Origin of the sequence: Paenibacillus sp. FSL M7-1455, assembly GCF_038004655.1 — a bacterium.
GTDB classification, from domain to species: Bacteria; Bacillota; Bacilli; order Paenibacillales; family Paenibacillaceae; genus Paenibacillus_AQ; species Paenibacillus_AQ cookii.
Genome location: NZ_JBBORO010000001.1, coordinates 6051365 through 6074002 on the forward strand (window position 1 = coordinate 6051365; position 22638 = coordinate 6074002).

A 22638-nucleotide genomic window follows, 5' to 3' on the forward strand; every position below is an offset into this window, starting at 1 on the left:
GTTTCAAAAAGAAGATAAATCTAATAAATCAGGGTACAAATTAAAGAAAAGATTCGATTTTTGCATGATTTTGTCAATTCGGCTGAAACCGCTTTTAATTCCCGCTCCGCCGCTGATGATAACGCTCTTAATTTTCCTGAAAACAAACAAAAATACTCTGAATGAAAACGGACCCGAATTTTGATGCAAAGTCCATTTTCATCCAGAGTATGCGGCTTGGATCACCCCAAGCTTTTATAATCCGTCGGGGAAATCCCGACGTATTTCCTGAATTGTTTATAGAAGTACCCCGTTTCCCAATAGCCTACGTTCCTAGCGATTTCGTGCACCTTCAGGTTGGTGTTCTTCAGCTGCTCCTTCGCTTTTTCGATCCGGTATTTATTGATGTATTCCGCAAACGACTCCCCGGTTTCCTTATGGAAAAGCTGTCCCAGATAGACCGGATGGATATGGTATTGCGCACCAAGCGTTTTCAGCGAAAGTTCATCGGCATAATGCCCGTGAATATAACTGAGCACCTGGCTGACCACCGGGTTCTTGACGTCCTGCAGCAGCGAAGACACCGTTGCTTTGGCCACCGATTGAAGCGAAGCGGCCAGTTCGTCGAATGTGCCGCTGTTCCGGACGTCCGTCAGCGCTTGTTTAAAGATATCCGACTCGTCCGTATGCTTGATCTGCTCCAGCTCCATCTTGAACCGGATGACGAGCTCCAAACCGGCGTTGCGGAGGTCTTCCGGCCGAATGCCCTCCATCCCCTGCATTTGCAGTAAATCCGCTTTGATTCTCCGCTCCAACCCCTCAAGATCCCTGGCCAAAATAAGCTTGCTGTATTCCTCCCAGTGGATGGACAACCGGCCATCGCCGCCATCGCTTCTTCCTTCAAGATTCCCGTAATCCAAAACGGAGCGGTCGGGATACACCATAAAATACTCCAGCGATTTTTTAGCCTGCCTATAGCTGAGCGAAGCTTCCTCCGGAAGCTGCACCACGCTGCCTACCCCGATTCGGACAGGGACGCTTAATGGCGCATATTCGTCGGAAAGACGCTCAAGCCGTTCCATAAAGTTCTTTTTCCCTTCGGTCCAATGCTGCATGCACCCGATCCAAACCAGGTCGCCGTCTACGTCGCGGAAAGACGTAATCCCTTCCGATTTGCTCCAACGCTCGCCGATCCGGTTCAAGCCCTCCGTCGTCTCCCCGTTCGTCCGAATGACGGCAACGATCAAATACGGCTTCATCAGATCAAGCCCCAGCAAATCGGCCCGTTCCCGGAATTCCGCCTCGCCGATTTGTCCTGTCAACCACCGGTAAAGCGTATTGTCCTTCAAAATTTGCATATCGAAGGCATCGTACAGCTCGTCGGATTTCATGCTGTTCATCTTTTCCACCGTATTGCGCAGCGTGGACTCCAGTTCCTCTACGTTGATCGGCTTCAGCAGGTAGTTTTCGATGCCCAGTTTCATACCCTCTTTCAGGTAGTCGAACTCATTAAACCCGCTGAGGATGATCACCTTTAACTCCTGATGAAGCTTCCGGGCTTCCGCGATGAGGCTGAGGCCATCCATCACCGGCATGGATATGTCGGTAATCAGCAGGTCTGCGGGAATCGAAGCCAGCGCCTCCAGCGCCTGCCGTCCGTTTTCCGCATGCCCGACGATTTCCAGGCCGAACGACGCCCAATCCAAAATATCGTACAATCCTTCAATGATAAACGGTTCGTCATCCACAATAAATACTTTATACATGTTCAGCATCCGTTCCTTCCCGGCTTGGATAACGCACGGTAATGACCGTGCCCTCATCCGGCCGACTTTGAATCTCGATTCCGTATGCAGGCCCGTACAGAAAACGGAGACGGCTATGAACGCTTCGGAGTCCGAACATTTTGCCGCTTTCCTCCGGTTTCTCCAGCTCCTCCCGAATTTCGTTCAAGCGATCCGGCTCGATTCCTTTTCCGTTGTCGCACACTTCGGCGATGAGCATATCGCCTTCTTCCCTGATCTCGACCGACAAGCGATTATCGTACCTCTCCGTTCGAATGCCGTGAATGATATAGTTCTCTATGATCGGTTGGAGCGATAGCTTCATGACCGATTTATCGGCGAGCTCCGGATCATAAGTGATCGTATAATCAAACCTGTCCTTGTACCGTATTCTGAACAGCTCGAGGTATAGACGGCAGGTTTCCAGCTCGTCTTTCAGCGTGTAATTCCTTTTTTGCTGCACCAGGCTTTTGAACAGGACGGACAAGCTATAGATCATTTCCCCGACGTCTTTTGCTCCCTGGGAAATCGCCCTCATCCGGATAACTTCCAACGTGTTATACAAAAAGTGAGGGTTGATTCGGGCCTGAAGCGCGACAAGCTCCGTCTGTTTCTGTTTGATTTCCGCCTTGTATACCCGTTCGATATACGCATTCAGCTCATCCAGCATATCGTTGAAGCTCCGCGAGATTTGCCCCAGCTCGTCCTCGCGCGGATCGTCGATTCTGGCGGCAAAATCGCCGTTTTTTACCTTCCGCGTAAATTTGATGATCCGGTTGGTCCGATTGGCAAAATTGATGATGAACAACGCCGGGAAAAGAACCGCAAACAAGATGCAAATCGCGCTGATCGTAATGATCGTCTGCCGCACGCCCGAATAACTTGATGCGATTTCATTTTTCGGAACGGCGCCAATGACCACGTATCCCCCTTCGGCGGATATCAGCTTGTTAATATACATGCTTTCCCCGCTTCGGGTCAGTCCCGCCTGCGGATCATCAAAAAGCGAATCCGTGACGTCGACGTAAGGATAGGTTTTGCCGTAATATTTTCCTTCCGAATCAAAAAGGACGTCTCCCGACGAAGAAAGGACGACGATGCTTCCTTTGTAGCCGTTTTTATAGGTTTCAAGCGCATTCAAAATGCTGTTGGAATCAAGGTAAACCAAAAATTGGCCGGCATTTTTCAGCTGCTTGTTGTTGATGGGCACTCTAATCGCATATAATTCCTTATCCCATTGATCGGCCGCTTTGCGAACCCAAACGTTCGGAGCCGCGATGCCTTTCGTTTCCATGGCCATAACCTCGGGAATATAGGAATTGGCGAAATTGGTGGAGAGCTGCTTGAACTGCTTGTTCGATTTGAAAATAGAGAGATACTGATGTTCCGACCCGTACAGCATCAGGTTTCGGATATCGCCGTTTTCGTCCATGATATTTTGAAAATATTGAAGCGCGTCCGTCGAATCCCCGTTCGATTGAACATTAAACTGATCCATACGGTGCTGCACGTATTCGGCATAAGGGTTTTCCATTAAAAACGAGATATTGGAAAACAAGGTTTCGTTTCGGTACATGTCCTTTGCTATATTCTCTATGGCACGGTGCCGATTGTCGATGTACCTGCTTACGCTTTCCATGGCGGCTTTTTGGTTATCCAATTCTTTATTTACGATCGACTGCGACAAGGAGGAAATCATCAGGTATGACAATATTACAATCGTCACAATGGCGATAAAAGTGAAGATCAGAAGGATCTTCATGAACATATTGTTCTTAAAATAGTTTCTGTATATTCTGCCGATTCCCATGAAGCTTCCCTCCTGCCGACGAGTCCATTTGAACATGCGCTGATCATCATTATTATAACATAGGGCGGGCAGATCTCCTTCTTCTCTACCTCCATCTGGCGATTGGGCATCTTTGGAACCAATTAGCATGCGTTTTGCCTTTGGAAGAACCCCGCTTGCAAATCCTTGACGTTCAAACGTCATTGCCCGGGAAATTTAAAAATTTACACAAGTTTCCAATGCTGCGCACCATGAGATTGACTTTATGTAGATCATTACGCGGTATTCAGAGGCAAAATAAAATCAAAAAGGCCAGCATCCTGGTAAACCCAGAATACTGGCCCTTCTATAGCCAAAACGGAATTATTCCGTTGTGTATGGCAGCAATGCGATTTGACGGGAGCGTTTGATCGCAATCGTCAGCATGCGTTGGTATTTTGCGCTTGTGCCGGTTACACGGCGAGGCAAAATTTTTCCGCGTTCGCTAATGAATTTTTTCAGCAGATCCGTGTCTTTATAATCAATGTGAGTAATTTTGTTCACAGTGAAGTAGCACACTTTACGACGTTTGTTACGGCCGCCGCGGCGAGCCGGTCTTTTATCGTTGTCTCCGCCTTCTCTTTGTTTAAAAGCCATGCTGTTTCAGTCCTTTCCGTATTTAAAATGGCAAATCATCATCCGATATGTCTATCGGTTTTCCGTCATCGAAAAAAGGATCTTGATTGGAATTGCTCCGGGAGTAATTGTTATTCTCGCGGCTTCCGCCTCCGAAAGAGGACTCTTCACGCGGTCCTTGGCCGCCGCCGCTGCCGCCTTCGCGGTTCGATTCCAGGAAACGTACGTTATCGGCAATGACTTCGGTGACGTATACGCGTCTACCTTCGTTATTTTCGTAATTCCGTACCTGGATGCGACCTTCCACGGCCGTCAAACGGCCTTTGCGCAAGTAGTTCGCGCAGGTCTCAGCGAGCTGTCTCCAAGTCACCACTGGAATAAAATCCGCTTCCCGCTCTCCGCCTTGCGACGTAAACGGTCTGTCTACCGCCAGCGTGAACTGCGTTACCGCAACCCCTGCGGGCGTGTAGCGAAGCTCAGGATCCTTGGTCAATCGGCCAATTAAAATTACACGGTTCAACAATCCTATCCCCTCCTTCGATCGAATGGATCACTTCAAGCCAAAGCTTGGATTAAGCAACGTCAAGAGTAATGAGATAACGAATTACTTCGTCGGAAATTTTCATGATACGCTCGAGTTCGGCAACAACTTCAGGAGTTGCAGTGAAGTTTACCAGAACGAAAGTGCCATCACGGAATTTCTTGATCTCATACGCAAGACGGCGTTTGCCCATCACTTCGTGCTTCGTGATTTCCCCACCGTTGGAGATGATGCCTTGGAATTTTTCGACTGCAGCTTGAACGGCTTCTTGTTCAATGTCCGGACGAATAATGTACATCACTTCATATTTGCGCATATTTTTCACCTCCTTATGGACTTCGGCCCCTGATCGCGTCAGGAGCAAGGAGCGAGCCTAAACTCGCACCATATTAATATATCAAAACGCCCGCCCTAAAGCAAGCATGCCTGAATTGGCAAAATTAACGGGCACATGATTCCCCCCGATGTGTAAACACTACAGAAGCAGTCCATTTTTCATTTCGATAAGGAGGTTTGTGCCATGGGTGAAAAAACCGAATTCGAGCCTGGCGACAAGGCGCCGAACCCAGGGGTATATATGGAGGTCGGGGAAGCCAGCTTCCATACCGAAATCCAGAATCCGAAAATGATCACGATGGAGCGCGGCGAGACGTTCCCGGAAACGACCAACAAAGACCGGAAGTGGAAAAAGAAAACCAAAGCCCGGGTCCACTAAAAATTTTTTAGACGCGGATGCATAATCCGCTCCCGAAATGCAGATGATACAATCAGACGGTTACGAGAGAGGTGTGGTTCCGTTGGGCCTGAGCTGCGTAACAAATCACTGGAAGTCTGAAACAGCATAACTAAAAGAAGCGAGGGGACGTGCCAAAGACATTTTGTCTGGAGCAATGGAGATTGCTCCGCGGCTTTATCCGAAGTTTCAATGACGTTTTGTTGTAGAACGAATTCCAAAATCCATTGAGTAGCCGTCTGCCAAACAGGAGGACCTTCGGGTTCTCCTTTGGTGTTTTATTGAAGTGTCAGCATTTCGCCTGCACAACCCCATACAACGTAAAAAACCTCTGGCGATGACGGGCCAAAGGTTTTGTCCAATTACGTTAATCTATGAAGTATATTTGATGAAAAAGGGAATGTGGCGGAAAGAGAGGGATTCGAACCCTCGCACGCCTTGCGACGCCTAACTGATTTCGAGTCAGCCCCCTTAGACCTCTTGGGTACCTTTCCGCAGCAAAACTTATTCTATCACAAGAGGACAAAATATGCAATAGCTGTTTTACAAAAGATTACTTTTCGTTCGACTCCTGCGATTCCTCGCCTGCATTTTTGGAGCGGAGCACTTTTTTCATGTTTTTTTCGAACTTGGCGCGGGGAATCAGAACGCTGTGCTGGCATCCGACGCACTTGATCCGAATGTCCATCCCCATGCGAATGATTTCCATTTCGTTGCTGCCGCAAGGGTGATTTTTTTTCATTTGCACGATATCGCCGAGTTGAAACACTTTCCGTTCCATTTGACCATGCCTCCCCTTTTTATTCTTCCGAAGCCGCCATCTCGCTTAACGCTTGCTTCTGCTGCTCTTCAGCTTCCAACGCTTGCTTGATATGCTCCAAAATGGCCCGCTCCACTTCCCCCCTCGTATTGGGCGCGCATTGGGCCACGATGCGAATCACGTATTCGCTGGTACTCATCGATTGAATACCGAGCACGTCGGGCACCGCGATGATATTTTGGTTCTCCTCCCGGACGCCGGCAAGCGACTGTTTGATCAGCCCCACGGTATCCTCCAGCGAACGTTCGTTTTTGACCGGCAAATCGACCATTGCGAGCGCATTGGACAAGGAAAAATTCGTCACGCTCGTAATCATCCCGTTAGGCAAAATATGCGTTTCGCCGTTCATGCTCACAAGGCGGGTGGAACGCAGGCCGATGACTTCAACCGTGCCTTTGTAGGTTCCCGTCTGAATGACGTCCCCCACCGCAAACTGATCCTCCAATATAATGAAAAAGCCCGTAATGACATCCTTCACCAAGCTCTGTGCGCCGAAACCGATGGCAAGGCCCAACACCCCTGCTCCCGCCAACAACGGACCCAGCTTAAAGTTGAACTCGGACAAGATGAGCAGAACCATGACGAAATTGCAGGTGACGGCCGTTATATTTTTCAGAAGTTCCCCGACGGTGGCAAACCGGCGCGGGTTGACATTGATCCGGCTCTGCTGGTGGCGTTCCAGCGACCGGTCGATAATTTTGGAAACGACTCGGATGGCGATCCGGGTCACGATAAATAACACGACAATGCGGATGCCTGAAAACATCACATTTGTCCACATATCCACATTCGTAATCCAGTCAAGAAACTTATCGCTAATCTTCAACGCTTTATCCACAGCCCCTTCCATTTCGCTGTTTGCCGTTTCGAGCCATTGTGGATTCATCATCTTAATCGATCTCCTATCCCTCGATGCTTATATATCTATCATGATTGTCTTTATAGTAGATTCCTCTGATCTCCACTTGCTCCTGTACAACGATCTGCTGTACGGAAGCCAGCTCCTCCTTCGGAAATTGGATTGATAACGCACAGCCCGCCGTAATCGTCTTCGGCGTTGGGCATAAATCGATTTCAATATCGGCATATTCCAGCAGCATTTCCGCCCGAAGAGCCTGCTGCGTCGAATCGAAGGCCATCAACATCCATGACTCCATTGCATTATTGCCCGCCTTTTCGTTCTAATAAATTGCTTGTCCCGAGGAAGTATAAAAACATGCAGCCGTCCATATACTAGATACTACCAATCGCATTTGAAAGGAAGATTCTATGACTCAGCTGCCCAAACCATCCCAGAACCAGCAGCTCTCATGCTTAAAAATACCACATACCGATCCTGAAATCCATTCCGCTATCATTCATCGTCTTTTGTTTTATTTGTCCCAGGCCGAAGAACAACAACCTGTCGTGGTCGTCTGCATCGGCACGGACCGCTCTACCGGGGATTGCTTGGGCCCTTTGGTCGGCACGGCCCTCGCCCGCTACAAAAGCCCCTGGTTCCATCTTTTCGGCACGCTGGACGAGCCCGTCCATGCCGTCAATTTGCAAGAAACGCTTTCGACCATTTATGCCCTTCACGACCGTCCATTCGTGATCGGCATCGATGCTTGCCTCGGGCAATCCTCGAGCGTCGGCTGCATCCAAGTCGCCAGCGGCCCCCTCAAGCCCGGCGCAGGCGTACATAAAGAATTACCGCCGGTTGGCGATATCCATTTGACGGGTATCGTTAATGTCGGCGGCTTCATGGAATATTTCGTGCTGCAAAACACGCGATTAAGTTTGGTCGTTCGTCTATCGGAGATTATTGCGTCCAGTCTGCATTCGGCGATCCAGGAATGGAAATCCCGTTCTACGCTTGTTGCGAGGCTAGACTGATGGCCTCTACCTCTTCGGGAGACAGGGCATACGACGATTCGCCTGCCGCAAGCGGTTTGGCATATACATAGGAGCTGTCACGGCTGTAAAGGGCCGAGATGACAACTCCATTTTTCTTTTCGTCCACAATCGCAATCGAAAAGCTCAAATCGCTGCCTTGACCGCTAAATGCGTTGTACCGTTTGATGCCAATCTTCCCTTTGACCTGCTGGAGTTTGGCCAGGACGGTTTCCAGCGTTTTGCGCTGCTGCTCATGTTCGTCCTCGATCGAATCCATTTGCACTTTCAGGTCGATGAGCAGCGTCTCCAAATTCTCCACACCGCTGCCTGCCATCATCAGGTCGTATTTCCGGCGCATTTTTCTAAGCTTCGCGCCTTGCGTCAATACCATTACGAGCAGGATCAAAATGAGGAGTATGCCTCCGCCGATAAACCACTGCAACTGTTCTAAAATTAAACTATTCAAGTCCGACATTGCTGATTTCATTCCTTTTCCTCATTCTTGATCACAATCGTTTTTCCATACCGTTCCTTGCGCCTATTTTTGATCCAAACCTATGGCCGCTGGCCGCATATATCCTTAACGGCATCAATCACCGCATGGGCCTCCCGCCGCGTCGTGGTGACGCCAACGCTGATCCGGACAGCCCCCGTCTGCAGCGTCTCGACGGCTTCATGCGCCAGCGGCGTACAGTGCATCCCAGCTCTTACGGCGATTCCGTATTCCCGGTCCAACCGGAAGGCGATCTCGCTGGAATCCTTCTCCGAGGAAACGAATGATACGATTCCGGTTCTCGGTTGCCCCGCTTCGGGTCCCAATATACGAAGATGGCGAATGCCCCGAATCCCTTCGATAATCCGCTGAGCAAGCTCCCATTCATGCCGATATATCTGCTGCGGCGTCTGCCTCATCACCTCTGCGACGCCGGCCCTTAGCCCTGCAATGCCGGCCGTATTCGGCGTCCCCGCCTCATAACGATCCGGGCGGACCGCAGGCTGCTCTTTTTCCTCCGATTGGCTTCCGGTCCCTCCGTGTAAAAGCGGCTCCAAATCAATCGACGGGGATATGTATAACCCTCCCGTTCCTTGCGGTCCCAGCAATCCCTTATGCCCGGGAAAGGCCAGCAGATCGATATTCATGGCGGATACGTCAATATCCAGGCAGCCTGCGCTTTGAGCCGCATCCACTAAATAGACCGCTCCAAAACGACGGGCAAGCTCCCCGATCTCGGCAACCGGCAAAATGCTGCCAAGCAAATTGGAACTATGCGTGCTAATTACCAATTTTGGGCGGCTTTCCAGCGCAGCTTTCAGTTTGGCCATATCCAGTTGTCCTTGACCGTTCACCGGAATATATTCCACATGAATGCCCATCACCCGTTTCAAATATTCGAGCGGGCGCCTTACGGAATTATGTTCAACCATCGTCGCCACGACCCGGTCCCCGGATTTCAGCAAGCCTTTAATCGCCAAATTTAACGCTTCCGTTGTATTATACGTAAATATGATGTCATTTTGGTTACGAACCTGAAACAGTTGGGACAATATCTTGCGGCCTTCGAACAGCACCCTGCTCGCTTTTACCGCCATCTGATGACTGCCTCGCCCCGGATTGGCCGCCGCCTCCTCCATCGCCTTCTGCATCGCCTGCAACACCTCGGGAGGCTTCGGCCAGGAAGTGGCTGCATGATCCAAATAAATAAACGGTTCCATGATACTACATCCACCTCCCCATCATTTATGCGGACTATCGGTTGCGGGAATCTCCTATCACGACTATTGCCACCGTAATAATCAAACCACGGTTAGCGGTGAAACTAGAGCATCTTTCTTAAACATTCGTTTTGCCCCACCCCTATAAAAAGAGAAAGACATATCCATTTCCCTATACAGGAATAAAGCCGGACATGTCATCTTGGCGCAATCACAAATTTACTTTTATTGCAAAAGCTCCAGCAGCCGTTCCAGATCCTGCTTGCTGTAATAGTTCAACTCGATTTTACCTTTGTCTTTGTTTTGCTTAATTTTGACCGTCGTCCGGAATCTTTCGCGCAGCGTTTCTTCCAGGCTGTCAATATAAGGATCGCGTTTTTTCACCTTGACCTTGTTTTTATCGGCCGCTTTACGATCCAGATTTTTAACGGCTTCCTCCAGATCGCGAACGCTCCATTCGTTTGCCACGCATTGTTTCGCCAGCTGTTTGATGAGATCCGAGTCTTTCAATCCGACAATGGCACGGGCATGCCCCATCGATAATGTTCCACGTGAAACATAATCTTTGACTTCTTCGGGAAGCGAAAGCAGTCGCAAAAAGTTGGCGATATGGGATCTGGATTTCCCCACCTTCAGCGAGAGCTCTTCCTGCGTCAAGGAATACTGATCCATCAATCCTTGATAGGCTACCGCTACCTCCATGGCATTCAAGTTTTCACGCTGGAGGTTTTCGATGAGCGCGATTTCCATGACCTGCTGATCGCTAAACGTCCGGACAACCGCAGGAATGGTTGGTTTCCCGCATATTTGCGATGCCCGAAAACGCCGCTCTCCGGCAATGATTTCATAGCCTTTTAATACGCTCCGGACAATGATCGGCTGAATGACGCCATGCTGCCTGATCGACTCCGCCAGTTCCTGGATCGACTCTTCGTTAAAGTCTTTGCGCGGCTGATAAGGGTTTGCACGCAGTTGGCTAAGCGGGATCTCCACAATTTTGTCATCGTCGTTGATCGAAAGGGAAGGAATGAGGGCATCGAGTCCTTTGCCTAACCGTTTACTCATAAGAAATCACTTCCTTTGCCAACTCTAAATATACTTCTGCACCTTTGGAACGAGGATCGTAAGTCATAATCGATTGACCATGGGAAGGCGCTTCGCTTAAGCGGACGTTTCGAGGAATAATCGTTTTATATACTTTTTCTTGAAAATACTTCTTCACTTCTTCTATGACCTGTATGCCGAGATTCGTGCGGGCATCCAGCATCGTCAGAAGCACGCCTTCGATCTGCAGCGACGTATTCAAGTGCTTTTGAACAAGCCGAACGGAGTTGAGCAGTTGGCTTAACCCTTCGAGGGCGTAATATTCGCATTGAATCGGGATAATGACGGAGTCGGCTGCCGTCAGCGAGTTAATCGTCAAAATCCCCAACGACGGAGGGCAATCGATCAAGATGTAATCATAGTTTGCCTTCACGAGATGCAGCGATTTTTTCAAACGAAGTTCTCTGGATATGGTAGGAACCAATTCGATTTCCGCGCCTGCCAGTTGAATGGTCGCCGGAATGATATGCAGCCCTTCAACCTGTGTCTCAAGAATCGCTTCCTTAGGATGAACTTCATTGATAATGACGTCATAGATGCAGTTGGCCACATCGGCTTTATTTACGCCAACGCCACTCGTTGTATTGCCTTGCGGGTCAATGTCTACAAGCAGCACTCGTTTGCCGAGCGAAGCCAAGCCTGCTCCGAGATTGACGGAGGTTGTGGTTTTCCCTACCCCGCCCTTTTGATTTGCTATGGCAATGATTTTGGACACTCAATTTCACCTCATTGTGTATGAAAACTCTTCTTGTAGGTCACGGGATTATGTTACACAGCAAAACAATCGGCTGCATACCTCCTGAAAGAAAACGCGATTCGGAACCGACGTTCGAATGTCCGCTCCCCTTTCAGGTACTAGCTGAAACGGCTTCGCCCTGCACGAGTACATTTTCTTGCAAAAAGGAAAAACCTGAGCCTGAACCACAAGTATCGGTTTCTTCAACTTGATCTGCTTCAATGCATGCATACCACGGATGATACGCCTATAAAATTCGTTTGGGACCCTATAACGCAAATCACGTATCGCTTCCTGAAGAGTTTTCGGCAGATGGCCCTCCAACTCCCCCAAATCGATCGGCAATACAGCAAAATGCAAACCGCTCCTGGACGAGAAGCCGTTTGCTCTAACACCGGGAGTCAACCCGCAAACCTAAATTGGCATGATGCGCAATCCAACAACTTTGGAGATCCACATGTAGATATCAATCCTAAGAACCTGTTTGCTCTGGATAAATCGGCCATGGGATGTTCAGATTCTTTGGAAACGAATCCTAAGTCTCCCCTATAGGGTACGCGTATTTTAAACAAGCCCTTCCCCACGGCCTGTCCTTGCTAAGGATAATGATCTACGTCTGCGACCCAAAACAACCCATTGCTCCAAAAAAGCGGCCTGACCAGCCGCTTGCAGTCATCCCCCTCCGATCAACGTTTGGGGATCTGTATCACGATTTCGTAATGATCTTCGTGGTCATTTTCCGTTGTTTTAATGGCCAGGCCGGAATCGGTAACCATATCGATCGACTGGCGAATCGTATTTAACGCAAGGCGCACGTCTTTCGTAAAGGAAATGCGCTTGGATTTTTTGACTTTTGAAGCTTCTTTATAAAAAGCCACCCTGGCTTCCGTCTGCTTCACGTTCAACTCTTTGGCAATAATTTCGGCAAGCAGCTTCAGCTGGAGCTCCTCCGTATCCAAGGACAACAAGGCCCGCGCATGCCGTTCAGAAATTTTGCGCTCCATCAGAGCCATCTTTACTTCCTCAGGCAAATGAAGCAGCCGAATTTTGTTGGCGATGGTTGATTGGCTTTTGCCCAGGCGCTGCGCCAGGCTTTCCTGCGTCAATTGATGAATGTCGATCAGCTTCTGGTAAGCTACCGCTTCTTCAATGGCCGTCAATCCTTCCCGCTGCAGGTTCTCGATCAACGCGATCGAAGCTGCCTGGGAATCATTAAATTCGCGAATAATCGCAGGGATCGTTTCCATCCCGAGTTTCGTTACGGCACGCCAACGCCGTTCACCGGCTATGATCTCATATTTGGAATTGCGGACACGAACAACGATCGGCTGAATGACGCCATGGGTTTTGATCGTTTGGCACAGCTCGTCAATCTTCTCGTCGTCGAAAATCGTACGGGGCTGGTATGGGCTGCTGACGATCTCCCCGACCGGAATTTGTTTCACTTCATCACTATGGTTTCGCTCCGTCAAACCAAACAATTTAGAAAATTGTTCTTTCATTCCGTATATTACCACCTAATTTCGTAATAGCACTTGGCAAAGCGCTTGGTCAACATGACTAAAACAAATCAACTTGGTTTATTTCCCAGCCATTCAGCGTATGCCACGGGACCGTTCTCAAGCTGCATCGGTGATCGCATGATCCATTCACACGAAATAGAATTAAAACAAGAGCCGGGCGTACGAATGCAACCCCCGTTATGTACACCCTGTTTCCTACCGTTTCGATACGGGGATAACTTTCCTCGACCGGGCTTCCCCAGAATCGTGGGCAATGGTTGCCCCCTGCTTGAAGCCGTCGAAAACGACCGGTTGATTCTGCGAACTTCGGCTATAAGGCGAGGAATGTTATGGACTGCTTGAACCCAAACTTTCAACTATGGTAACTCTCTCTATTCTACCACTTTTTTTCATATAATCCTATTCTCCAAAGTCCTCTTTTTTTCCTGCCGATCAGTTATTTTTTACGGTTGAATGCTGTCAATCCGTGGATAAAAACGCAAAGTGTTTGCTTGCATTCCCGGCCTGGATCGCCTCCCATCCGCCCCGATTTGCTTTGGCTCAGTTCTTTGATCTGTGGGGAACCATCCCAGGCTGTGCAACAACCGCCACTCTCTGTCCTTTTAGTTAAAACCCCGGCCCAACCCAGATCTAACCGCTAACTTGATTCCCATCCCGGCTGCCAATCAAATCGAGAGCAAGGGAACATCCGAAGTCTAATGGTTTTATATGCCCACAATTTTGCGCTTGGTTTGATAGCTGCACAAAATAGATATCGAACAAGATAGAGTGGAAAAGGAAGATGATGATATCGAAATCAAACGCCTCGCTATTCGGATATTTCGAACATTCCCTCCCTCAAACCATCCCTTCTTTTTCACTGTTCAAACATCATTTGACGAATGGCTTATTAACTTAGGGAAACATCGTTTGCTTCTCTTGTGATTTACCTTTTAAACAACACCCGAGGCTCTTTCTACGCCAGCCTATTCCAAGCTGCACCTGTGCACAAAATGTTCGCCTTTCACATGCACGTCCCCTCTTCGCTCGATTGGGTGAAATTATGGAATCATCATTGGAAGTCCTTTGACGTTTCAGCGACGGCGCTCCTATTTAAGGATGCGTGTCCGAGACAGAAACGCCACTTCATACGCACTCTTGCGGACAAGATGCCCGCTCAGAAATGGACTTGAAAAGAAGTTAAGACAAACCCGGGGCATTCCTCAAGCCATGCACATCCTCCCTGGAAAGCCACATCTTCTAGGAGGCCTGAATTGGCATTATAGCGGCTCCTGGTCTTTGCCCGTGTTCCCCAATGGGGTGGAACAACAATGAGGTCTCAATACAGAAGTGAGCATATCCAAGCATGCTGCACATCACGGGAAGAGGTCCGTCGTTCACCACTTTTGCCCTCAGTCAGCCGGGCAAGGGCGTCATCCACACCGTCCCTTCCCTATTCCGGCATAAAAAAAGAGGAATGTTCCACGTGAAACATTCCTCGAAAAATCATTCCTGATGTTGTCTTTATACTTAGATGCTGTCCGCTCACAAAGGAGTCTTCAAAGCCGTACCCGCTTTACGCGGATATTTGCCCGGCGTCGCCGCCGTTTTATCGATCACGACAATATGCCGTTCGGCTTCTTCAATCGGAAGCGTAAGACGCTCTACCCGCTGCAGCTTGCCTTTAAGCTCCTTGAAACTGCGCGATGCCTCCCGGATTTCCTCATCCGGGCTGCTTCCCTTCATCGCCGCAAACACGCCGCCCACCTTCGCATAAGGAAGGCAAAATTCGTTAAGCACGGCGAGCTTGGCGACGGCACGCGCGGTGACGAGGTCGTACTGGTCCCGATGTTCCGGTTTGCGTGCCCAGTCTTCGGCCCTTCCATGCAAAAGCTGCACCTGCTCAAGGCCCGTTTCCTGCACGACATGTTTCAAAAAGTTGATCCGTTTGTTCAGCGAATCGATAATCGTCAGCTGCACATGCGGATAACAAATTTTGAGCGGAATGCCGGGAAAACCTGCGCCGGAACCGATATCGGCCACCGTACGAACGTCGTTCATATCGATATAAAAAGCAAGAGAGATCGAATCATAGAAATGCTTCGTATAGACCTGTTCGCGATCGGTAATGCCGGTCAGGTTCATCTTTTCGTTCCACTCGACAAGCTCTCTATAATAAGTTTCAAACTGTTCCAGTTGGGTCGAGGTTACCTCGACCCCTTTTTCCTGAAGACGTAGCGCAAAAGCTTCTTGTATTGGATCCATAGTTAACCTCTTGCAGCCGTTACCCGGTTATAGTGCTCCAGATAAACCAGCAGGATCGAAATGTCCGCAGGCGTAACCCCGGATATGCGGGAAGCCTGGCCGATGGAAAGCGGACGGATGCTGGACAGCTTCTGCCGCGCTTCGATGGCGATACCCTCAATTTCGTTATAATCGATCGTTTCCGGAATTTTCTTCTTATCCATCTTTTTCAGGCGTTCCACATGAATCAATTGTTTTTCGATATATCCGGCATATTTGATTTGAATCTCTACCTGCTCCTTCATTTCTTCCGTAAGGTCAAACGGAGAAGGCGAGATTTCTTCGATATCGTCATGGCTGACTTCCGGACGGCGCAAAATGGTCAGCAAATTGCTTCCATCCTGGATCGGCGCCGAGCCTACCCGTTCGAGCATCGCATTCACATGCGAAGGTCCGACCTTGGTCGCCTTCAAACGTTCGATTTCTTGTTCCACCTTTTGTTTCTTATCCAGGAACTTGGCGTATCTTTCTTCGGAGATGAGGCCGATTTCATGTCCCAGCGGCGTCAAGCGCAAATCCGCGTTGTCGTGACGCAAAAGCAAGCGGTATTCCGCACGCGAAGTAAGCAGACGGTAAGGTTCATTGGTGCCCTTCGTGACGAGATCGTCAATCAACACGCCGATGTAACCTTGCGAGCGGTCCAAAATGACAGGATCCTTGCCTTGCACGCGGCGTGCTGCATTGATGCCCGCCATGATTCCTTGCCCCGCAGCTTCTTCATAACCGGAAGTACCATTGATTTGTCCGGCCGTAAACAGTCCCGGAATCAATTTCGTTTCAAGCGATGGCCACAGTTGGGTCGGAACCACCGCATCGTATTCGATCGCATAACCGTTGCGCATCATTTCCACTTTTTCCAGTCCCGGGATCGAACGCAACATCGCGAGCTGCACATCCTCCGGCATACTGGTGGACAGTCCTTGGACATAATATTCAGACGTGTTCTTGCCTTCCGGCTCAAGGAAAATCTGATGTTTCGGCTTGTCGCTGAAACGAACGATTTTATCCTCGATGGACGGGCAATAACGCGGTCCCGTACCTTCGATAATGCCGGAGAACATCGGCGCCCGGTGCAGGTTGGCGTTGATGATCTGATGCGTTTCGAGCGACGTGTAGGTCAACCAGCAAGGAAGCTGTTCGTTGTCGGAGCTTTCCGTTTCATAAGAGAAAAACTTCGGTTTTTCGTCCCCGGGTTGAATTTCCGTTTTGGAAAAGTCGATCGTGGACTTGTGCACGCGCGGAGGCGTGCCTGTTTTAAAGCGGACAAGCTCAAAGCCAAGATCACGCAGGTTTTCGGCCAATTTGATCGAAGGCTGTTGGTTGTTCGGGCCGCTTTCGTACGTCATTTCACCCATAATGACTTTTCCGCGCAGGTACGTGCCGGTCGTCAATACGACCGATTTGGCGCGATAAGCGGTACCGGTTTTCGTAATGACGCCAACGCATACGCCGTTCTCCACGATCAGTTCTTCGACCATGCCTTGGCGCATCGTCAAATTCGGTTCCTTTTCCATCGTTTCTTTCATCGTGTGTTGGTACAGGAACTTATCCGCCTGAGCGCGCAGCGCGTGAACCGCCGGTCCTTTCCCTGTATTCAGCATGCGCATTTGAATGAATGTTTTGTCGATGTTGCGGCCCATTTCGCCGCCAAGGGCATCGATTTCGCGAACGACATGGCCTTTGGCCGGTCCGCCGATCGACGGATTGCACGGCATGAACGCAACCATGTCCAGATTGATCGTGATCATCAGCGTGCTGCAACCCATACGGGCCGCGGCGAGAGCCGCTTCGCAGCCGGCATGGCCGGCGCCGATGACAATGACATCAAAGCTGCCACCATCAAAACTCATATGAAAAACCTCCTTTAAATTTGAAAATGCAGATTGAGAAAATCCGATATATGTTCAGGATGTCGTCCATCCTTATTTGCCTAAGCAGAATTGCGAGAAAATTTGATCCAAAAGCGATTCGGACGCCGTATCCCCGATAATTTCGCCAAGCTGCTCCCATGCCAGCCGGACATCGATCTGGATCATGTCGATCGGGATCAGCTGCTCGGCCGCATCGTATGCATCCTGAAGCGATTTATAGGCTTTTTTCAGCAGGGCGATATGGCGTACATTGCTAACATACGTGAGGTCCGCGGTTTCGATGCTGCCGCTGAAAAAGAGCTGCGAAATGGCCGCTTCCAGCGCATCGACGCCTTCCTGGGTTTTGACGGACATCGGAACGATCAAATCCTCCGGATAATAACGCAAAAGCACGTCTTTATCCAGCTGTTGAGGTAAGTCCATTTTATTCATAATGACGATGGATTGTCTACCGCGGATTTGTTCCATTAATTCCAGTTCGTCCTCATGCAGCGGCTCGCTGCCGTTCAGGACCAGCAAAATGAGATCGGCTTCGGTGACGGCATGTTTGGAGCGCTCCACCCCGATCCGTTCGACGACGTCCATCGTTTCGCGAATGCCGGCCGTGTCCAATAGCTTCAGCGGAATGTTGTTGATCGTGACAAACTCCTCGATGACGTCCCGCGTCGTCCCCGGAATATCCGTCACAATGGCGCGATTCGTATGGGCGAGCGCATTCAGCAGCGAAGATTTCCCCACGTTCGGGCGTCCGACGATCGCCGTCGTGATCCCTTCGCGGAGGATTTTCCCTTGTTCGGCCGTCTTCAGCAGCTTCGTAATGCCCTGCATGACCTCCGTGCTCTTTTCCTTGATGAATTCAGCCGTCAACGACTCGACGTCATGCTCCGGATAATCGATGTTGACCTCGATATGGGCCAGCGTCTCCACCAGCGTATGGCGGAGCTTCTGGATTTGATCCGATAGCTGCCCCTCTACCTGCTTCAGCGCCACGGAAAACGCCCGGTCCGATTTCGAGCGGATCAGGTCAATAACCGCCTCCGCTTGCGACAGGTCGATGCGTCCGTTAAGGAAGGCGCGTTTGGTGAATTCGCCCGGTTCGGCCAACCGAATGTCCTGCTGTAGCAGCAGATCCATCACCCTTTTCACCGAAATGACGCCCCCATGCGTGCTGATCTCCACCACGTCTTCCGTCGTAAAAGAACGCGGAGCCCGCATGACCGTAACAAGCACCTCTTCCACCCGTTCTCCGAGTTCCGGATCCACAATATGCCCATAATGGACGGTGTGGCTTTCCGCCTCCGTCAGCTTCGTTTTGCTGCGAAAAATGTTGTCTACCTCGGCAATGGAATCAGGACCGCTCACGCGAATGACCGCGATGCCCGCTTCCCCTACCGCCGTCGAAATCGCTGCAATTGTATCGCTTAGCAACGTTACTCACCTCTTCCTTTATATTGTTCGTACGGATCGTTTGCCCTTACCTCTACTCTACCCGAATCGCGAGTCATAAAGACCCTGGATAGAGCTCCTTATCTACGAAAAAAGCAATGACTTCATCAGCTGCATCAGCTGAATAAAGTCATTGCACATCATGCACGTCTTAGGACAATCTATAAGTCCCCGGGATTCCTTGAAACTCCCGTTACTTTAATGTGATGACGATACGCCGGTTCGGTTCTTCCCCTTTGCTGAATGTCTTCACCTGCGGATGATCCTGCAGTTTGGCGTGGATCACTTTCCGCTCCTGCGGAGACATCGGCTCCAGGACGACTTCCTTGCCGGAACGGATGACGCGGCCCGCAAGCCGGTCAGCCAATTCCTCCAGCGTTTTTTTGCGCCGCTCGCGGAAATTTTCGGCATCGAGCACGATGCGGATATAACTTCCCGAATAGCGGTTGGCCACGATGTTGGCCAAATACTGCAAAGCGTCGAGGGTTTGTCCCCTTCTGCCGATGATCAGGCCCAAATCGGGCCCGAATATATGAAGCGTCGTGACATCCTTCGCATGCTGCACGTCGACGGTGACGTCCAGGCCCATGCTTTTGCCGACATCCTGAATGAATCGCACGGCTTCTTCATAAGGATCTGGATCGGCGTTTGTTTGTTCGGCCTCCGGCTCAGCCGGGTCTAATGGCAAGGATGCTGCCGTCTCGACTGGAATGGTTTCGGGTTCCGGCTCGGGCAGCAGCGTCAGCTCCACCTTCGCTTCCTTGACACCAATCAGTCCCAGGAATCCTTTTGACGGCTGCGTTACGATATTGACCGATACCCGGTCCTGGCTTACCCCGAGCTGGGCCAGCCCTTGTCTTACAGCTTCTTCAACGGTTTTTCCTGATACGACGACTTTGCTCATTTAGACTTTTTGGCCCCCTTTTTGCCTTTTCCCGCGTTTCCTTTGTTGCCTTGGCTTTTGTTCTTGCCGCCTTTGCCGCTGGCATTGCCGCCGCCGTCAGAGGACACGGCCGCTACGTTCGCCGTCGGTCTATTGCGGTAGAGGAAGTAGTTCTGCACGATCGTGTACAGGTTACTGAAGAACCAGTACAGAGGCAGCGCAGACGGGAACTGGTAAGACATGAAGAAAATCAACACCGGATACACGAACATCATGAACTGCATGGCCCCTTGCTGCGGGGTCGGGTTCATCTTAAGCATCATCCAGGTTTGCAGGAACGTCGTCGCTGCGGCAAGGAGAGGCAAAATGAACGTATGGTCCGGCTTACCCAGCTGGAGCCATAAGAAAGAATGTTCATACAAATACTTATTGTGAATAATCGAGTTATAGAGAGCGATGAATACGGGCATTTGCACGATCAGCGGCAAACAGCCCGCCATCGGATTGACCTTGTTTTCCTGGAACAAGCGCATCGTTTCCTGCTGCTGCTTTTCCGGGTTATCTTTGTACTTCTCTTTGATTTTGGCAAGCTCAGGCTGAATCGCCTGCATCGCCTTGGAGCTTCGAACCTGTTTGATCGACAGCGGCAAAATGATCGTCCGCACGATGATCACCATCACAAGGACGGCCAGTCCATATTCGCCGTTAAACCACTGAGCAAACGTATCGAGCGCTAACGAAAAATAATAAACGACGTTTCTTTGCCAGAAACTGCCGCTGGTTTTCATGTCTTCGGTCGTATATGTTACCGAATTGGAACCGCACGCCGATAATACCATGACTGCAAGCAGCAACACTGCCGTGAGGAGGATCCATTTCCTGCCTCGTCTCGTCTTGAATAGCGACACTTCATAACCCCTCTCTGGACACTTCCGTTCAACGTAAATCATACCATAAACAATTGGACAAAGAAACCAGCTTTCAATGGCCGGGAGGCTTTAAAAGCGACGCCTTGCGCAGCACGTGCAGCACGCATTTTTCCAAGTCCTTGTACGGCAAATCCAGCGCGCCTTTGCGGACGATAAAAACAAGGTCCACATGCTCGATGAGCCGGTCCTCATGGTGGCGGACGATCTCTTTCACGAGCCGGCGCATCCGGTTGCGGACAACGGCATTGCCCACCTTTTTGCTGACGGAAATCCCTACGCGAAATTTCTCTACCTCTTTTTTGCGGAACCAATACACGACGAACTGATGGTTCGCAAAAGACTTCCCATGGCGATATACGCGACTGAAGTCCGCGCGGTTTCGTAATCGTAAACTTTTATGCAACCCGATCCCCTGCCTGCTTCTCCGCCCGGTATGCTCAGGCGGTCATTTCTTGATAATAAGCATGAAGAAATTTAAGAAAGCGAGGGCCATCGTCGGCGAAAGCATTTTTGGCGGCAAACGAACCGCCCCCTGCCTTCGCTGAAGACCAATACCATCCTCTTAAAACATCTTTTTCGATTCTTATCATCAATCTTGCGATTCGGGATACACCCGATCCCTTTAGCCCGGAAAACGGGCGCATTTCGCATACTGCCCCCGCATCCATCCTATTGAAAATTTTTGCTTCATATAATAGTAGGAAAAAACAGACGGCGAACCGCGGCTTCGGACGAAACGCTTTCAGCAATTTCAAGCGCCGGCAGCCGGCCGGCACGACCGCATCCACATCCTGATCCAAAAGAAAAACGCATTTACCAGTATTGGCATTCCGCCATACCGATAAACCGGACGCGGCAAAATCGTTTCTCCCTCTTTTTCGGGTGCTTCTGCCGGATTCCTGCCCCAAAACCGCACTCCGATCCTGGAATGTCCATCTCATTGAAGAAAAAAAGACCACCGCGGTGGTCTTTATGCACGAAATTTACGCACTCAATACTTTTCTGCCCTTCTGACGACGAGCTGCCAGCACTTTACGGCCGTTTTTCGTGCTCATTCTTTTCCGGAAGCCATGTACCTTTTTGCGTTTGCTTACATTTGGTTTAAATGTAGGTCTCATGTATTGCGCACCCCCTTACAGGATTTAAAATAACCTTTATGGTTAATTCATTTTCATTCACACAGAAAATGCCTTTATACATTTAACCATGTCAAGGGCCAAAAGTCAACCTGAACCCTTCCCCTTTTCGCATCCGAAATTCGGCCGAATCCGGCTTGTCCGCCTTTTGGGTCGTTCTTTTTCTCCCTTCGACCGCTCTTCTTCCTCTTTTTTATAGGTTCATCCTCTCCGAACCGAACTAAAGCATGCCGCCAAGCCCAAAATCGGGAACTCTACTTCTGATCCGGGGCAATGACCACAATGACCATCCGTATTTCATTATAAAAGCTCAGTCCAAAAAGAATCATCCACAGGACGAACGGTTCCTCCCTTTCAAACCGCTCCCCCAAATTTCGGCTGGAGGCTGGAGGGGCACAGCAAGGTTTTCCACAGGCATCTTTCGTCGCAGCATGTAAAAATCCACAGACCTTACTTATCCACTTGTTCACATAAATCGCCTCGACTTCCCTTTTTCCGGCACAACCTGTGCACAACCGATTTTCCGTTTTTAGGAATACTGTCGAAACTTAAACAATTTATAAACAATATATAGTGTTGTGAATATGATTTATACACAACTTATTGAATTTGTGGATAAAATGGACGCATACATTGATAAAAAGGGATTCTTTTGCTATGATTATATTACTTTTGGTTGTGAATATCTGTTTTCACCCATAATATTATTAACAGGCTGTGGATAAACTTGTGAACAATTTTAATTTATCCACTTTTTTTATTTTCTCCAGACCGTGAAACTTGGGGATAAATACTTCATGTTTCATTTTTTTTCGACAATTCCACTCAAGTAGCGGAGGCCAATGCCGCATTTGGAAGATTTAAAGGAGTGACAGTTA

Annotated in this window: 23 protein-coding genes and 1 tRNA gene; 2 read left to right on the forward strand and 22 right to left on the reverse strand. The window is 49.6% G+C overall.

The annotated features are described in order from the left end of the window. Positions 1–221 precede the first annotated feature (221 nt). From NYE48_RS27515 to rpsF, 5 genes are all read right to left on the reverse strand, one after another. The gene (locus NYE48_RS27515; RefSeq protein ID WP_212952021.1) at positions 222–1745 is read right to left on the reverse strand and encodes a response regulator transcription factor; all 1524 of its coding nucleotides are present in this window, start codon (positions 1743–1745) and stop codon (positions 222–224) included. After that, the gene (locus NYE48_RS27520) at positions 1738–3573 is read right to left on the reverse strand and encodes a sensor histidine kinase (RefSeq protein ID WP_341000573.1); all 1836 of its coding nucleotides are present in this window, start codon (positions 3571–3573) and stop codon (positions 1738–1740) included. Before NYE48_RS27520 ends, NYE48_RS27515 begins: the two co-directional genes overlap by 8 nt. Before the next feature lie 342 nt (positions 3574–3915). Then, on the reverse strand, positions 3916–4188 hold the full coding sequence (gene rpsR, locus NYE48_RS27525) for a 30S ribosomal protein S18 (protein WP_036710728.1): 273 nt from the start codon (positions 4186–4188) through the stop codon (positions 3916–3918). A gap of 22 nt (positions 4189–4210) precedes the next feature. Further along, positions 4211–4690, reverse strand: a complete 480-nt coding sequence (gene ssb / locus NYE48_RS27530) for a single-stranded DNA-binding protein (RefSeq protein WP_036710731.1) — start codon at positions 4688–4690, stop codon at positions 4211–4213. A gap of 49 nt (positions 4691–4739) precedes the next feature. Next, positions 4740–5024, reverse strand: coding sequence for a 30S ribosomal protein S6 (rpsF, locus tag NYE48_RS27535; RefSeq protein ID WP_036710734.1), 285 nt, complete (start codon positions 5022–5024; stop codon positions 4740–4742). Positions 5025–5228: 204 nt separating this feature from the next. On the opposite strand from rpsF, the gene NYE48_RS27540 reads away from it, so the two are divergent. Further along, positions 5229–5423 carry a YjzC family protein gene (locus tag NYE48_RS27540; RefSeq protein ID WP_036710736.1) on the forward strand — a complete coding sequence of 65 codons (195 nt, stop codon included), beginning with the start codon at positions 5229–5231 and terminating at the stop codon, positions 5421–5423. A gap of 421 nt (positions 5424–5844) precedes the next feature. Here NYE48_RS27540 and NYE48_RS27545 read toward each other — a convergent pair. From NYE48_RS27545 to NYE48_RS27560, 4 genes are all read right to left on the reverse strand, one after another. After that, positions 5845–5935: transfer RNA gene (locus NYE48_RS27545), tRNA-Ser, on the reverse strand. A gap of 59 nt (positions 5936–5994) precedes the next feature. Then, positions 5995–6222, reverse strand: coding sequence for a DUF951 domain-containing protein (locus tag NYE48_RS27550; protein ID WP_036710740.1), 228 nt, complete (start codon positions 6220–6222; stop codon positions 5995–5997). Between the two features lie 19 nt (positions 6223–6241). Further along, complete coding sequence (locus NYE48_RS27555; RefSeq protein ID WP_445324091.1) at positions 6242–7147, reverse strand: mechanosensitive ion channel family protein; 906 nt, start codon at positions 7145–7147, stop codon at positions 6242–6244. A 16-nt stretch (positions 7148–7163) separates the two neighbouring features. Next, the gene (locus NYE48_RS27560) at positions 7164–7418 is read right to left on the reverse strand and encodes a DUF3343 domain-containing protein (protein WP_036710747.1); all 255 of its coding nucleotides are present in this window, start codon (positions 7416–7418) and stop codon (positions 7164–7166) included. A 112-nt stretch (positions 7419–7530) separates the two neighbouring features. Between NYE48_RS27560 and yyaC the strand changes: the two genes are divergently transcribed. Next, the gene (gene yyaC / locus NYE48_RS27565) at positions 7531–8136 is read left to right on the forward strand and encodes a spore protease YyaC (RefSeq protein WP_036710751.1); all 606 of its coding nucleotides are present in this window, start codon (positions 7531–7533) and stop codon (positions 8134–8136) included. On the opposite strand, the gene NYE48_RS27570 is transcribed toward yyaC, so the two are convergent. The 13 genes from NYE48_RS27570 to rpmH all read right to left on the reverse strand — a co-directional run bounded on the left by NYE48_RS27570 (position 8111) and on the right by rpmH (position 21742). After that, complete coding sequence (locus NYE48_RS27570) at positions 8111–8611, reverse strand: DUF4446 family protein (RefSeq protein WP_036710754.1); 501 nt, start codon at positions 8609–8611, stop codon at positions 8111–8113. The two genes, yyaC and NYE48_RS27570, sit on opposite strands and share 26 nt — an antisense overlap. An 80-nt stretch (positions 8612–8691) precedes the next feature. Further along, positions 8692–9849: an aminotransferase class V-fold PLP-dependent enzyme gene (locus NYE48_RS27575; protein WP_212952017.1), complete on the reverse strand. Its 1158-nt coding sequence runs from the start codon at positions 9847–9849 to the stop codon at positions 8692–8694. Positions 9850–10074: 225 nt separating this feature from the next. Then, positions 10075–10914 (reverse strand): ParB/RepB/Spo0J family partition protein, encoded by an 840-nt coding sequence (locus NYE48_RS27580; protein WP_212952015.1) that lies wholly within the window; start codon positions 10912–10914, stop codon positions 10075–10077. Further along, on the reverse strand, positions 10907–11668 hold the full coding sequence (locus NYE48_RS27585) for a ParA family protein (protein WP_212952013.1): 762 nt from the start codon (positions 11666–11668) through the stop codon (positions 10907–10909). The genes NYE48_RS27580 and NYE48_RS27585 overlap by 8 nt, the downstream gene beginning before the upstream one ends. A gap of 707 nt (positions 11669–12375) precedes the next feature. Then, positions 12376–13191, reverse strand: coding sequence for a nucleoid occlusion protein (gene noc, locus NYE48_RS27590; protein WP_036710762.1), 816 nt, complete (start codon positions 13189–13191; stop codon positions 12376–12378). A 1545-nt stretch (positions 13192–14736) separates the two neighbouring features. Next, positions 14737–15456, reverse strand: a complete 720-nt coding sequence (gene rsmG, locus NYE48_RS27595) for a 16S rRNA (guanine(527)-N(7))-methyltransferase RsmG (protein WP_341000575.1) — start codon at positions 15454–15456, stop codon at positions 14737–14739. Between the two features lie 2 nt (positions 15457–15458). Further along, positions 15459–17345 (reverse strand): tRNA uridine-5-carboxymethylaminomethyl(34) synthesis enzyme MnmG, encoded by a 1887-nt coding sequence (gene mnmG / locus NYE48_RS27600; RefSeq protein ID WP_212952009.1) that lies wholly within the window; start codon positions 17343–17345, stop codon positions 15459–15461. Positions 17346–17417: 72 nt separating this feature from the next. Next, complete coding sequence (gene mnmE, locus NYE48_RS27605; protein ID WP_341000576.1) at positions 17418–18794, reverse strand: tRNA uridine-5-carboxymethylaminomethyl(34) synthesis GTPase MnmE; 1377 nt, start codon at positions 18792–18794, stop codon at positions 17418–17420. Positions 18795–19005: 211 nt separating this feature from the next. Continuing rightward, positions 19006–19716 (reverse strand): RNA-binding cell elongation regulator Jag/EloR, encoded by a 711-nt coding sequence (gene jag / locus NYE48_RS27610; protein WP_212952004.1) that lies wholly within the window; start codon positions 19714–19716, stop codon positions 19006–19008. After that, positions 19713–20603 (reverse strand): YidC/Oxa1 family membrane protein insertase, encoded by an 891-nt coding sequence (locus NYE48_RS27615; RefSeq protein WP_341000577.1) that lies wholly within the window; start codon positions 20601–20603, stop codon positions 19713–19715. The genes jag and NYE48_RS27615 overlap by 4 nt, the downstream gene beginning before the upstream one ends. A gap of 73 nt (positions 20604–20676) precedes the next feature. After that, complete coding sequence (rnpA, locus tag NYE48_RS27620) at positions 20677–21027, reverse strand: ribonuclease P protein component (RefSeq protein WP_212952000.1); 351 nt, start codon at positions 21025–21027, stop codon at positions 20677–20679. 34 nt (positions 21028–21061) lie between these two features. Beyond that, positions 21062–21532: a hypothetical protein gene (locus NYE48_RS27625; RefSeq protein ID WP_341000578.1), complete on the reverse strand. Its 471-nt coding sequence runs from the start codon at positions 21530–21532 to the stop codon at positions 21062–21064. Between the two features lie 75 nt (positions 21533–21607). Continuing rightward, positions 21608–21742 (reverse strand): 50S ribosomal protein L34, encoded by a 135-nt coding sequence (gene rpmH / locus NYE48_RS27630; protein ID WP_068778604.1) that lies wholly within the window; start codon positions 21740–21742, stop codon positions 21608–21610. Positions 21743–22638: the final 896 nt, after the last annotated feature.